The organism is Desulfocapsa sulfexigens DSM 10523 (assembly GCF_000341395.1).
GTDB lineage: Bacteria > Desulfobacterota > Desulfobulbia > Desulfobulbales > Desulfocapsaceae > Desulfocapsa > Desulfocapsa sulfexigens.
Genome location: NC_020304.1, coordinates 3,309,081 through 3,322,145, shown reverse-complemented (window position 1 = coordinate 3,322,145; position 13,065 = coordinate 3,309,081). Strand labels below are relative to the sequence as shown.

The 13,065-nt window shown below is 45.4% G+C and carries 10 protein-coding genes; 9 read left to right on the top strand and 1 reads right to left on the bottom strand.

From position 1 onward, the window contains the following. Positions 1 to 6 precede the first annotated feature (6 nt). The 9 genes from UWK_RS14845 to UWK_RS14805 all read left to right on the top strand — a co-directional run bounded on the left by UWK_RS14845 (position 7) and on the right by UWK_RS14805 (position 12,248). On the top strand, positions 7 to 1,431 hold the full coding sequence (locus UWK_RS14845) for a beta-barrel assembly-enhancing protease (RefSeq protein ID WP_015405206.1): 1,425 nt from the start codon (positions 7 to 9) through the stop codon (positions 1,429 to 1,431). Positions 1,432 to 1,960: 529 nt separating this feature from the next. Then, entirely contained in the window at positions 1,961 to 4,510 is a 2,550-nt protein-coding gene (locus UWK_RS14840; protein ID WP_015405205.1) for a molybdopterin-containing oxidoreductase family protein, read from the top strand. Continuing rightward, positions 4,510 to 5,325, top strand: a complete 816-nt coding sequence (locus UWK_RS18725; protein WP_015405204.1) for a 4Fe-4S dicluster domain-containing protein — start codon at positions 4,510 to 4,512, stop codon at positions 5,323 to 5,325. Before UWK_RS14840 ends, UWK_RS18725 begins: the two co-directional genes overlap by 1 nt. Continuing rightward, positions 5,318 to 5,995: a cytochrome b/b6 domain-containing protein gene (locus UWK_RS14830; RefSeq protein WP_015405203.1), complete on the top strand. Its 678-nt coding sequence runs from the start codon at positions 5,318 to 5,320 to the stop codon at positions 5,993 to 5,995. The genes UWK_RS18725 and UWK_RS14830 overlap by 8 nt, the downstream gene beginning before the upstream one ends. An 18-nt stretch (positions 5,996 to 6,013) precedes the next feature. Then, complete coding sequence (locus tag UWK_RS14825; RefSeq protein WP_015405202.1) at positions 6,014 to 6,712, top strand: TorD/DmsD family molecular chaperone; 699 nt, start codon at positions 6,014 to 6,016, stop codon at positions 6,710 to 6,712. A gap of 292 nt (positions 6,713 to 7,004) precedes the next feature. Further along, positions 7,005 to 7,910, top strand: coding sequence for a phosphate/phosphite/phosphonate ABC transporter substrate-binding protein (gene phnD, locus UWK_RS14820; protein WP_015405201.1), 906 nt, complete (start codon positions 7,005 to 7,007; stop codon positions 7,908 to 7,910). Beyond that, positions 7,907 to 9,388 carry a HAMP domain-containing sensor histidine kinase gene (locus UWK_RS14815; protein WP_015405200.1) on the top strand — a complete coding sequence of 494 codons (1,482 nt, stop codon included), beginning with the start codon at positions 7,907 to 7,909 and terminating at the stop codon, positions 9,386 to 9,388. Before phnD ends, UWK_RS14815 begins: the two co-directional genes overlap by 4 nt. Then, complete coding sequence (locus UWK_RS20260; protein WP_015405199.1) at positions 9,385 to 10,794, top strand: sigma-54-dependent transcriptional regulator; 1,410 nt, start codon at positions 9,385 to 9,387, stop codon at positions 10,792 to 10,794. Before UWK_RS14815 ends, UWK_RS20260 begins: the two co-directional genes overlap by 4 nt. 497 nt (positions 10,795 to 11,291) lie before the next feature. After that, positions 11,292 to 12,248: an aldo/keto reductase gene (locus tag UWK_RS14805; RefSeq protein ID WP_015405198.1), complete on the top strand. Its 957-nt coding sequence runs from the start codon at positions 11,292 to 11,294 to the stop codon at positions 12,246 to 12,248. A 51-nt stretch (positions 12,249 to 12,299) separates the two neighbouring features. On the opposite strand, the gene UWK_RS14800 is transcribed toward UWK_RS14805, so the two are convergent. Next, positions 12,300 to 13,028 (bottom strand): TlyA family RNA methyltransferase, encoded by a 729-nt coding sequence (locus tag UWK_RS14800; protein WP_015405197.1) that lies wholly within the window; start codon positions 13,026 to 13,028, stop codon positions 12,300 to 12,302. Between the last annotated feature and the right edge of the window lie 37 nt (positions 13,029 to 13,065).

Below are 13,065 nucleotides of genomic sequence, written 5' to 3'. Positions count from 1 at the left end.
GGAATTATGAGAAAAAAATCTTTTTTGTATCGATTCTTTATCAGTTTTCTGATTGTAAGCTTTTTACAGGCAAACTGTATTAGCAGGAGTATGGCTCTAACGGTCGGAGAGGAGAGAGAACTTGGAGAGCAGTTACTGTATCAGATAAGACTTGCTTTCCCATTACTTGACGATCCTGATATCTCGCAATATATCAATGAGTTGGGTAGTGAAGTTGTGGATGTCGCTGGAATTCAATACTTTAATTACCATTTCAACATTATTGCCTCCCCACAGTTTAACGCTTTTGCAGCCCCATCTGGCTTAGTATTTTTTTATTCTGGTCTTATTGAAAAAATGAATCATGAAGATGAGCTTGTTTCGGTATTGGCTCATGAAATTGGTCATGTTGTTTCCCGCCATATTGCAAAAGGAATGGATCAGGGAATGAAAGTTGGTGTTGCTTCAACCTTACTCGCTGTTGCAAGCCTTGCATTGGGTGCCGGTGCGCTTAGTCACGCCTTATTAACTGGATCATTGGCGGCCGGGCAAGCTGCAAATCTCCATTTCAGTCGCAAACATGAAGAAGAGGCTGACAGACTGGCCTATGACTGGATGAAAAAAATGGGTCGCCATCCCGTGGGCCAGGAAGCCATGCTTCAGGAAATGCGGCGTATCAATCGGTATACAATGGGGAATGCTGTTCCCCAGTACCTCCTGACCCATCCCTATCCAGATGAACGTCTCGATTATGTTCAGTCACTGATTTTCTTCGAAGAAAAGGAACTGAAATCCTTCCCGGAAACAGATGATTTTGCCTTTCTTCGCATGAAATACCGGATTCTGTCGTTAGTAAATGACGGAAAAAATCTGAGAAATCTTCTTCTCAGTTCTCTTGCATCGTCGTCACTCAGTAAAAGTGAAAGGGTTATGGTTCGTTATGGTTTGTCACAGCTGGATAGAATGGAAAACAATTATGAATCCAGCAAAAAACTGCTTCAAGAGGTTATTGATTTTTATCCTCAACAATCTATCCTTTTAGTGGATTTAGGTCTAGTCGAGTTAGAGGCAGGTAATAAAGAGAGTGCATTGGCTCTCATCCAGAAGGCCTATGAGAGTAATAGTCATGATATGTGGGCTGCTTTTCAGATGGCCCGAGTCTGGCTGCAGTATAAAGACCTTGATAATGCAGAAAAATATCTACAAGAAGTAAAGGGGGAGATGCCCACCTATTCCAAAGTATATTTTGAACTTGGCAAGCTCAAGGCTGCCAAGGGTGAGAAAGGTAATTCCGCTTTCTTTCTTGGAAAATACAACCTGTATGAAGGTCGTTTAAAACTGGCTGCACATAATTTCACAATTGCAGATAAAGATCCAGGACTGGATAAGGAACATAGGGGGGAAATAAAGAAAATGCAGGAAACAATAAAACGCTTGGAGGATAACAAATAAGAAGCGCTGTTGAACTCAGTTGCTCACTTTCTGATACTCTAAATTATAGTACTTCTAACTTGATCCGCTGGAACTTCACTCGACACTTAGTGGAGAAAATTCCAGTTGAGGCTGGAGGGAATAAAAGTTGGGATTTCCCTTATCTATCCTCAAGTGTTATTCGCAAGAAGAAGTCCTTTTCCCCTCCCGCGGCTGCCAGGCAGCCCCCAAATATGTATGTTCCTTGTCGGGAGCATTCATGTTCCCAGTAAGGAACATCCTCAGCATACCAAACCTCTCAAGGTTTTTCTAACCGCACCCATTTCGTTTGTAACATACTAACATATTGATACTATCTCAGCTTTTTAAAAAATATTCAATAAAGAGCAGGTAATGGCCTGCTTATTGCCTTGTTCTTCTCTATATACATCACTGTATTGCTCCAAATCAGCCATGTAGTCTCGGTTTTATGGAGTATTTATCATGTGTCTAGTCAAGTATAGATACGATTTTGTGTGATCTTACGATGATTCTTTAGGAGAGTAGAGGTATGAAAAAAACAAACAGAAGAGATTTTCTGAAGCTTGGTGGCTTAGCACTTGCTGGTCCGTTGGTTGCCACAGGATTAAATGTCAAGCCCGCTCAAGCAGAGAAGCTGCCATCCTACGGCATGGAAAAGCATGTACCTGTTAATTGTCGGATGTGTGCCCAGAAGTGTCCGGGCCTTGCCAGGGTGGTGGATGGCCGTCTCGTAGGGATTGAAGCAAATCCTCAGTCTGTCTTGCCGGGGGTCTGTGGACGATCTGTGGCTGTAGCAGGTATGGTTTATAATCCGAACCGTATTCAATCGCCACTTATTCGGGTAGGTGAAAGAGGCGAAGGGAAGTTCCGCAGGGCCAGTTGGCCGGAAGCCCTGGATCTTGTAGCCTCAAAGCTGAAAATCTATCGGGACCAGGGAACCCCCGAAGCGGTGGCCGTTGCCGTTCGTTTTCACGGCGCACCTGGGGTGGATAATGAAGTCTTCAAGGTATACGGTACGCCCAACTTTCCCGGATACGCAGATACCTGCTGGGCCAATTCCCGAGCCGTTGGTCTTGGAGTGGTTTGCGGGCCTTTCAGCAAAGGGCTGCCTGGCTGCAGCCCGAGCAAGGTCAGTATTAATTTTGCCAAAGCCAAGTACGGAGTGCTTGCCGGGCGCAATCCAGCTGGCGGCCTGGTCTGCTATCCATGGGCCATGAACTTTTGTAAAGGGAAACGAGACGGACTCAGGTTGACTGTGGTTGATCCGCGCAAACCTTCTGAGGCAGGTGAGGACAATGTTCACTGGCTGCCAATAAAGCCTGGATCTGATCTCGCCTTTATGCTCGGTCTCTTTCATGAACTCATAAAAAACAAATCATACGAGCCAGAATATCTCATCAAACATACCAATGCCCCCATGCTGGTAGATGCCAAGACTCTGCAGCCTGCCGGAGTCAGGGAAATCGAGAAAGAGGAGAAGGGGAAAAAAGTCAAAATCCTTGACTATCTTGTCTTTGATAGGGCTGCTGGGGAGGTACGATTTGCCAGTGACGCTAAAAATCCTGCTTTAAACGGCACCTATGAGGTTACGTTTACAGACAAGACCTTTAAGGCCGTAACTGCCCTGGACAGGATAGCCCAGGAACTTAAAAACTATACACCGGAATGGGCCGAAAAGAAGAGTGATGTCCCGGCGGGCGAGATTCGAAAGGTTGCCCAGGAACTGGAGCAGAACAGGCCCCATGCCTTTATCGATCCGACCTATCGCAGTGAACGCTATTTTAATTCCTTTAAAGGGATTCAGGTTATCGGCATGATGAACGCCCTTATCGGGGCATTTGGCCAGGAAGGTGGAATCATCTGGAACCATTCTCCCAAGACCGGCAAACTGATTCATCCGCCAAAGGCCAAAGCAGCAGCCATCAGTAAATATTATATGAAGCATGATCCGAATTTCCGATTCGGCAACGACCACTACTATCGTCACAGGGCTGTTGAGACGTTATTGACTGACAAGCCTTACCCTATCAAGGCAATGGTCTTTAATGGTGCAAATCTGCTTGGTGGATCAGCAGGAGGAACCGAAATTGTTGAGGCTTTGAAAAAGCTGGAATTCACCCTCTGTATATCCCCCTTTTTCAATGAGACGACACTTTATGCCGACGTCATCCTGCCGGATGCCACCTTTGTTGAACGTGACGAGGCCATTAACAGCAAATATAAGTCTGAAGTACCTGGTGTGACCATCAACATGAAGGCCATTGACCCTCTTTTTGATGCTAAGGATCCTTACTGGATCAGTTTGGAACTGGCACGTAGGCTTTTAACTGCCGAAGAATACGCAACTCATTTCAAACCCTATGAAGATGGTGGTATTGAATTGCTCTGGGAAACCCAGCTTGCAGGACTCAAAGGAATCTCTGCCGATGAGAAGAAAAAAATCACCGTTGACTACTTGAAACAACATGGAATCTGGAACGGTAAAGCACCGATTCCAAAAACAAAAGCCAAAACACCGACCCATAAGTTGGAGATATTCAGTACCTTCCTTGCCAGTGAGTACGCAGAACTTGAGGCAAAAGGAGACAGTAACGCTTTGGTGGCAAGTCCGCTGCCAGTCTGGCAACCTGCTAATTGGATGACCACCAGAGACAAACTGGCTCAAGATGAGTTTATTCCCATTACAGGATTTGCGCCGCTCAACTCCTTTACCGGCCAGCAGACCAAGGACAACAGGCTGCTTGCCAATGTCGGTGAATCCATTTCCTGGGATGCTGTTTTTATTAATAAGGCCAAGGGGAAGTCTCTCAGGCTTGCCGATGGCGATCTGGTATCCATACGAAATCCAGACAACACATTGGAACAGACGGCCAGGGTTGTTTTAAGTGAACTAGTCCACCCCGACGCCATGTTTAGTTACTATGGTACAGGTCCCGGCGCTTTTAAGAATCTGAACAAGTTCTACAGCAATGCGCCCAAGACAGGCTTTAATCCGAATCACTCCGCACCCTATCACCACGCTCCCCTGGTCGGCGGACATGCGGCGCATGATTTTGTCATCAAAATGAGGAAGATATAATGAGTACCTATTCAATGTGTTATGATTCACAGGCATGTGTGCGCTGTTTCACCTGTGTGGTGAGCTGCAGTGTGGAGAATCGTTTACGGTTGCAGAGAAACGGGACAACAGCCCTGGAAAATGGCGTGAACAAGTCATTGCCGCAACTGAATTACCTGCAGCCTGTGCAGAGGGAATATGGGAAATATCCCGAAAGTTATCGGATCACCGAGCTGCACCACTGCATGCATTGCGAGAATTCTCCCTGTGCCACATACTGCCCGTCCCAAGCGATTGAACGCAGACCGGGTGGTCAAGTGGTTATCAATCAGGACCTCTGTGTGGGCTGCCGCACCTGTCAGGAAGCCTGCCCCTTTGATGTTCCCGTTTATGATAAGGCGACAAACGCTTCATACAAATGCATAATGTGTTACGACCGGGTGGAGTCGGACCTTAAACCAGCTTGTGTCAGTTCCTGCATTGCCAATGCTCTGATAAGTGGTTCCAGAGAGGAGGTGGTTGCAGAGGCGAAAAAACGAGCCAAACGCTATAGTGAACAGTTTGGCAAAGAGTATATCGTTTACGGTGCTGATAAGATAAACGACTATGTTGGGAAGACCGGTTGGATGACAATAGTTGCAGCCGAAGAAATGGAGAAATATGGATTACCCAAAAAACCTATAGTCAGCAGCATGGGTATACGCCAGACAACTAAGGCCATTGGAATTGGAGCAACAGCAGCTGTAGCTCTGGGTGCCGGTGCCCATTTTCTCTACTGGCTGGCAAATCGTAAAGAAGTACTCTCTGCACAAGAGAAGGAGGACAGCCATGAGTAAAAAGATCACAGCGTTTACCCCGTTTCAGATGTTTTATCATAAATCAATCATCATCCTGATGTTCTTTTTTATCCTGACAGGCTTACCAATACTTTCTCACTATTTTCATTGGATTGCGTATTGCTTCGGTGTGCCCGTTGATTTTATCAGTAGCCAGAATGGTGATGCCCTGACCGCTGGTATTCAGGTCTGCCGCATCATACACAGAGTGGCGGCCATGCTTTTTCTGCTTTTCAGTCTCCCTTTTGCTGTCACCCAGTTGCTGCAGATTGCTCAATGGCATATCTGGCCTGAATCGGGGGCTGCCGGAATAGGAGGACTGAAGACCAGTTATATTGATTTTAAACACGCCAGGCAGGGGAAATATAATGCAGGTCAGAAGATTGCAGCCTATGTGTTTATTGTCTGCATTGCCATGCTGGCCTTTTCGGGATTCGTTCTTTGGTTTCGTGGGTCGTTTTCAGTGGCAACGCTGACACTTGCCAGGAATCTTCACGATATCGGTTTTGCCCTTTTACTTCCGACTCTTCTGGGGCATATGTATTTTGGTATTCATCCGTTAAACAGGGCCGGTTTCAAGGCTATGTTTGGTACCGGTGAGCTTAATGAGGAAGAAGTTAAGTCTCATCATCCTCTCTGGTATGAAAAAATCAAACAGAATGAACAATAAGTGGGAGTATAAGGGATAATGAAAGTTACAGCCGAGACCGAAAGTAACGCTGGCTCTGTTGGGATTCTTGCCTTTAGTCAGGAGCAGGGCAGAGATACAGAGCAGCTGCATCTGGCAAGGCATGCCATCTACAAGATGTTAAGCCTCGCCTATCTTTATCCAGGTGACATTGACTGGACTACCTTTACACGCGAACTCCCTGGAGTTTTAGGAGAGGCGTCAGAGGTTCTGTGCCTCGATGTAAGAGAGGAGACAGAAGTTTTAGCTGACATGTCTTCTTCCCTGGATTTTAATGAGCTCTGCTGTGACCATACTGCGCTCTTTATCAATAGTCCCAATACAAACAGGATTTCCCCTTACGAATCCGTGTATCTGGAAGATACTATTATGGGACAATCTGCTCGGCGTGTAGGCGAGCAGTATGAACAATATGGCTTTACTGTGGATCCTCAGCATTCCTATTTGCTGCCCGATCATATTGCTCTTGAACTCGACTTTATGGCCTGTCTGATCGAAAAGGCCATTGAGTCGGGATCCTTTTCTCAAGATGAACAGTGCCGATTTTTTATTGACCATCCTGGAAAGTGGATGCATCAATTTCTGGCTGATGTCAAGAAGAGGAAGCCAAAAACCTATTTTTCTTTACTGGCGGAGATGGCTAATAAATTTTTTCAGTATGAGATGCGTATGTTTTCTTCATGGAACAAAAAAATGTGATATCCTGTTTTATCTGTATAGCTGTTTTAATGATTGGGTATCTGTAAAATCACAGGGCGATGGGAAAAATAATTGTCCACTATCGGAGTCTCGTTCCTCGCTTACCTGTGTAAGTTTTTTGTTTGTTCTCAAGGTGTGGCAATGGGCGTAAAGCAGGGGGATGTAACTGTTGCCACAGTGCATAAAATGGGCAGGTAAGCGCAGACTCCGAAAGGACAAGCAGGATGGATGATTATTGTTTTCCATAACTCATATAGTCCACCATCACACTTTTCAGGGAGAAAATGCCACCATGTTGCGCTATTGTGCCATTATTGTTTTGTTTTCCTGCATTATTCAGCCTGTTCTCTTTTCAGACCTTGAAGCTGCTGCCTCGGATCAGGGTCGTATGTCACCAGTTGTTCGCCTCGGGGTTATCACACTGTACCATCCACTGGTTATGTACAGACAATACCAGCCATTTGTCGATTTTTTGAGTAAATCAACCCCCTATGATTTTGAACTAAAAATCACCCAGGATTATCCAAGTATCATCAGGCTTCTTTGCGATGGGAGTATTGATATTGCTCTTCTGGGCGGGCTAACCTATATTGAGGCCGCGAGTACTTCCTGTGGCCTGCCCTTTCTCGCTGCCCTGAACTCTGAACAAAAACCGTTTTACCAAGGAACCTTTATAGCACGAGAGGGGAACGCTGAGATAAGTAAACTTCGGAACCTCAAGGGAAAGAGCTTTGCCTTTGCCTCGCACCACTCCACGTCAGGAAATCTAGCGCCCCTGTACCATCTGTATGCCAATGAAAAGATCGGTCTCCAGGATTTTAGTACCTATGAAAATCTCAGTTATCACGATTCGGTGGCTAGAGAGATTCTTAGAGGAAATTATGATGCGGGTGTCGTGCTTGATTCTGTTGCCAGAAAGTACCGGGGGAAGGGGATTAAAATTATCGGCCAAACCGACCCCCTTCCGGGTTTTTTACTTGTCATTCGACCCGACTTGGATTCAGCGTTGATACGCTCTCTTGAAGAAGTCCTTCTCGATCTTGATTATCTAAATCCAAAACAAAGAGCCATGATGGATACGTGGGATGTGAATATACGATATGGTTTTATGAGAGTTGATGATTCCAGGTATGATCCTGTCAGACAAATGATTTGGTATTTGCAAAAACAGGGCATAAGTATTGAGAGTGAAAAATGAAATTTTTTCAAGGCGTTCAGGGGAAGTTTATTGTTATCGCCTCGCTCTGTATCTTTCTTTTTGCGGGTATCTTTGGTTATCTGATTATCAGTCGTGAAAAGAAACTCTATACCGAGGATACAATTCACCAGGCAAAGATAATTGCTGAAATATCAGGAGTAATCTTTACAAATGCTCTTGTATATAAGGAACTGGGCCTTGTTGATAATGTAGGCCTTACCGATTATCTTGACTATTATGTCTCAGATATTATCCGTAAAGAAAAACGCCTTCTCTACCTGGTTGTTCTTGATCCACACGGTAAAGTGCTTTCTCATAGCGACATAAGGGAGTATGGGAAAATATATACTGATCCGGTCACGACGGAGTCTTTGCAGGCTATGGAAATAGCGATACAGCAATTTAAAAACTCTCAGGGAATCGATATGATTGATGTGGTGGCGCCCCTGAAGATAAGTACCAAGAATTGGGGGGTATGTCGGATTGGTTTTTCCTTAGAGGAAGTAAATGAAGGGGTCCGTACCCTGCGAAATGAGATTCTTTCCATGGTGTCATTGATGATTTTAGGAGCCCTCGTTGTTATTGGCATTGCTGGTAGGGCTTTTGCAACTCCCTTGATCAATCTGGCCAATACCATGGATCTGATAACAGAAAAAGGGAATCTGGATATCCAGTATTCTATTCCTGAGCAACGCAAAGATGAGATCGGCAGGTTGCAAGCCAGTTTTTCCTGGATGATCAGTAAGCTGCAGCAGGCAGACAGAGAAAAAGTGAAAACCATGGATCTTATCTGTCAGACAGATAAAATGGCTACCGTCGGCAATCTCGCGGCCGGGGTGGCTCATGAAATAAATAATCCCCTTGGCGGAGTGATCCTATGCTTTAATAATTTCGCCAAAGATTCCATGGATGAGGAGTCTCGGAAGACCCATATAGAAGTTATCAACTCCGGGCTTCATAAAATACAAAATACGGTTCAGGGACTCCTTGATTTTTCAAGAAAAACACCAATTGATATCGTACCTTCTTCCATTTGTGAAATTGTTGATAATTGCTTTAAATTAGTAGATACTTTTCTTATCAAACAGAAGATTACAGTGCATCGGGAATCCTGCGAAGACATGCCGTTGGTTCCCGTGGATCCGGCTAAGATTGAACAGGTGTTCCTTAATATTATCATTAATGCGATCCATGCCATGGCCATGGGAGGAACTCTTTCTCTGGATCTGACGAGGGATGAAGAGGATTGTTTTCTCAGCATAGCTGATACTGGCCCCGGGATAGATCCCGAGGTACTGCCAAGGATTTTTGACCCTTTTTTCACCACAAAGGACCCCGGCAAGGGAACAGGGCTTGGTCTGGCAGTTTGTAAATCTATCATTGAACAACATGGGGGACGTATTCACGCTGAATCAGAGGAAGGCCAGGGTGCAAAATTCATCATAAGTCTTCCCCTCAGCGAGCCTGAGAACACATGAAACGAAATATTCTCCTCATAGAAGACGAACTCTCCATGCGGCTTGGAGTCAGTCACTCTCTCAGCGGACACGGCTACGAGGTGACTGCCTGTGAAGATGGCATAGAGGGGCTAAAAGCTATACAGCAACATAACTTTGACCTAATTATTACAGACTTCAGGCTCCCAGGGATGAGCGGCATGGAGATACTTACTGAATCCATGAAAATTTGTCCTGATACGGGTGTTATCATCATTACTGGTTTTCCAGAGGTAGATACTGCAGTGTCTGCCATAAAAAAAGGAGCCTTCGACTACCTGAGTAAACCCTTTAGTAACGACACTCTTCTTATTGTTGTGGACCGGTATTTCAGATACAGGCAACTCCAGCTTGAAAATGATCAGCTCCGTGAAACCGTCCGAGAAAAGAGTCAGTCTGAGGAGTTTATTGGAGAAAGCTCGGCCATTAAGGCCGTATTTGATCGCTTGGCCACCGTTGCCCCAACCGATGTCCCGGTTCGTATCCAGGGAGAAAGTGGTACAGGTAAGGAACTAGTGGCCAGCGCTCTCCACAGATTGAGCCTTCGTAAAGACAAGACTTTTCTCAAGATTAATTGTGCTGCTATCCCTGAAGATCTTCTTGAATCTGAACTCTTTGGTTACGAAAAAGGTGCTTTCACCGGTGCTGTCCAGTCGAAAAAGGGTAAATTCGAAGTGGCGGATGGAGGAACTATTTTTTTTGATGAGATTGGGGAGATGCCCATCACTCTGCAGGCAAAGCTTCTCAGAGTGCTTGAAGAACATGAACTCACCAGATTAGGGAGCAATACCAGTATCAAGATAGATGTACGGACAATTTTTGCCACGGCCAAGGATCTGAAAAAAGCTATTAGCGAACGGACGTTCAGAGAGGATCTGTTTTACAGGATCAATGTTGTCCCCATCCATTTGCCGCCGTTACGTGAGCGGGGCGAAGACATAACCGCCCTTGCTGAGCATTTTCTTAAAATTTATTCCACAAAGTACAGAAAAAAAGGGCTGGATATTTCTCCAGATGCCTATAAAAGGCTTCTGGCCTATGACTATCCGGGGAATGTGAGGGAACTCAAGAATGCCATAGAGAGAGCAGTTCTTCTCTCTACCGGAAGTCATATATATGTGACACACCTGCCTTCGGAATGTAGGGGGGGGGCGAAGATCTTCCTTGTATTACCGAAGACCTGTCTTTGGATGAGGGGGTTAAATGTTACGAACGACAGAGAATCCTTAAGACTCTTGATGAGACGGACGGAAAAAAAATTGCAGCTGCCGACAAACTTGGTATCAGCAGAAAGGTTCTTTGGAAAAAACTTAAGGATCTGGGTATCGAGTGTTAGGCTGTATTGTTCGACTCGCCTGAGATGTTCTTTTTCACGATATGACAGATAGTCGATGACACACCGCAAGGGAACAGCAAATTTCTTTATCAATTCAGGCGTTACATGAATTTGTTCTTCCTCAGCCAGGGCATGGTTGTCGAGCAAATTGATTTCTTCTGTCTAGATGTCACTGAACTCAGGTTGCTGACGGGATAGCGAACGACTTTAATAATATCTTGGCACACAGAATTGTGCTTACTGATATCTCGATACAGCAGGTATCGCATGACATGGCAGAAGAGTTGCTTGCCCCCCAACCTAATTCCTTAATTCGGGTTTCGGGCCATTGAAACAGTTAAACAGATTCTTACGTTCAGCAGAAAAGCATTCCAAGAGAACAAGCCTTTTTTATTAAAAAACTTAGTTGGACGAAGCCGCTACGCGGTGGACTGTTTTTTTTCGTTTCAGGTTGTTTTAATGGACAAACCACGATTTATCGATACCTTAATAAGGAGATGCGATTTTGTCTGGAGACTGTAATGGAATCAAAATAACGGAGGAACGACGATGAAGACACTTCAATTCGATAACGGTGATCAGATGCCTATTCTGGGATTGGGAACCTGGAAATCTGCACCCGGTGACGTATATAGGGCGGTCAAGGAAGCCTTACGGTTAGGTTACTGTCACATCGATTGCGCGGCAATATATGGCAATGAACCCGAGATTGGTCAGGCCCTGCTTGAGTCTTTTCAGGAGGGTGTGGTCAGCAGAGATCAGCTATGGATTACCTCAAAACTATGGAATAATTCCCATGAACCCGAGGATGTCCAGCAGGCACTAGAAAAAACCCTCTCGGATCTGCAACTTAATTACCTTGATCTCTATCTGATTCACTGGCCGGTTGTGATAAAGAGGGGAGTTGTCTTTCCCGAGTCTGCAAAAGACTTTATCAGTCTCGATGTTTTGCCAATCTCGAAAACCTGGAAGGCAATGGAAGCAATGGTCGAGAAGGGGCTATGCAGGCATATAGGTGTTTCTAATTTCAGTACCACCAAACTGCAGGATCTTCTTGGTACCGCGAGGCTGAAACCCGAGATGAACCAGATCGAATTACACCCGTATCTACAGCAGCCTGCTATGCTAGACTATTGCAAAAAAAACCAAATTCATCTTACTGCCTATTCACCACTGGGTTCATTGGATAGACCTCCTGGAATGAAAGTGAAAAACGAGCCTGTACTTATGCAGGAACCTGTCCTCGCGACTATTGCTGAACGATGCGGGTCCACGCAGGCCCAGGTGCTCATCAGTTGGGCAATCCATCGGGGAACCGCGGTCATTCCCAAGTCGGTCAACCCTGAGCGAATGAAGCAAAATCTCTTGGCAGCAGATGTGTTACTTACGCAGAAAGATTTACAGGAAATAGCAGGACTTGACCGGAACCGTCGCTATGTCAGCGGTGATTTCTGGTCACCCAAAGGAAGTCCGTATACACTTGTGAATCTGTGGGACACGCAGTGAGTCTGCTGTCTCTATAACAAGAGATTGATCTTGCCACATAAGTTGCTATAGTTAATTGCCGATTAAAAGAAGAAACTCCCGATTCCCCTTTGGCCCCAGTATTGGACTTGGTGTCATCTGTAATGGGCGGAGTCCTGTTAAATCTAAAAAATCATATATTTTGTCAATTGCCAGCTGATGATGTTCCTCGTTGATGACTACTCCACCTTTTGGGATAAGTTTGGGAGGTAGCTCAAATTGAGGTTTGATTAAGCAGATAATTGATACCTTTTTTCTGAAAAGTGGGATAAGAGGGGGGAGCAATTTGGTGAGAGATATAAATGCTGCATCAATGACAGCAAGATCCAGGGGTTCGGGGATTTGTTTCTGACTAATTTTGCGTGCATTAAAGCGTTCTATAACAGCAACCCGTTCGTCCTGACGGAGCTTCCAGTCAAGCATTCCGTAGGCAACATCCACTGCGTATACTTTCTTCGCCCCGCGCTGCAGGAGACAGTCGGTGAAACCGCCACTGGAGGCACCTATATCGGCACAGATAAATCCGCCGGGGTCTATTGAGAAGGTATCAAGACCACCCTGCAGCTTGTAACCGCCACGGGACACAAAGGGGCATTTAGTTTTGATTACAGGAAGGTTGGTGTCGGGATAATAAGTGCCTGCTTTGTCGGCACATATACCATCAACGGAGACTTCACCGGCACCAATCAGGCGCCGAGCCAGCTGTAAATCGGCAGTTAACCCCGTGTGAACGAGAAGCTCATCAAGGCGTAATTTTCCCATAACACTTTACAATTTTGCTTTTTCCACGTAGTCCCTG

Bases quoted from the DNA above. Each gene is read 5' to 3' on its own strand.
- UWK_RS14800 (WP_015405197.1), bottom strand. From the start codon at position 13,028: ATGGGAAAATTACGCCTTGATGAGCTTCTCGTTCACACGGGGTTAACT.
- UWK_RS14805 (WP_015405198.1), top strand. From the start codon at position 11,292: ATGAAGACACTTCAATTCGATAACGGTGATCAGATGCCTATTCTGGGA.
- UWK_RS14840 (WP_015405205.1), top strand. From the start codon at position 1,961: ATGAAAAAAACAAACAGAAGAGATTTTCTGAAGCTTGGTGGCTTAGCA.
- UWK_RS14845 (WP_015405206.1), top strand. From the start codon at position 7: ATGAGAAAAAAATCTTTTTTGTATCGATTCTTTATCAGTTTTCTGATT.
- UWK_RS20260 (WP_015405199.1), top strand. From the start codon at position 9,385: ATGAAACGAAATATTCTCCTCATAGAAGACGAACTCTCCATGCGGCTT.
- UWK_RS18725 (WP_015405204.1), top strand. From the start codon at position 4,510: ATGAGTACCTATTCAATGTGTTATGATTCACAGGCATGTGTGCGCTGT.
- UWK_RS14825 (WP_015405202.1), top strand. From the start codon at position 6,014: ATGAAAGTTACAGCCGAGACCGAAAGTAACGCTGGCTCTGTTGGGATT.
- UWK_RS14830 (WP_015405203.1), top strand. From the start codon at position 5,318: ATGAGTAAAAAGATCACAGCGTTTACCCCGTTTCAGATGTTTTATCAT.
- phnD (WP_015405201.1), top strand. From the start codon at position 7,005: ATGTTGCGCTATTGTGCCATTATTGTTTTGTTTTCCTGCATTATTCAG.
- UWK_RS14815 (WP_015405200.1), top strand. From the start codon at position 7,907: ATGAAATTTTTTCAAGGCGTTCAGGGGAAGTTTATTGTTATCGCCTCG.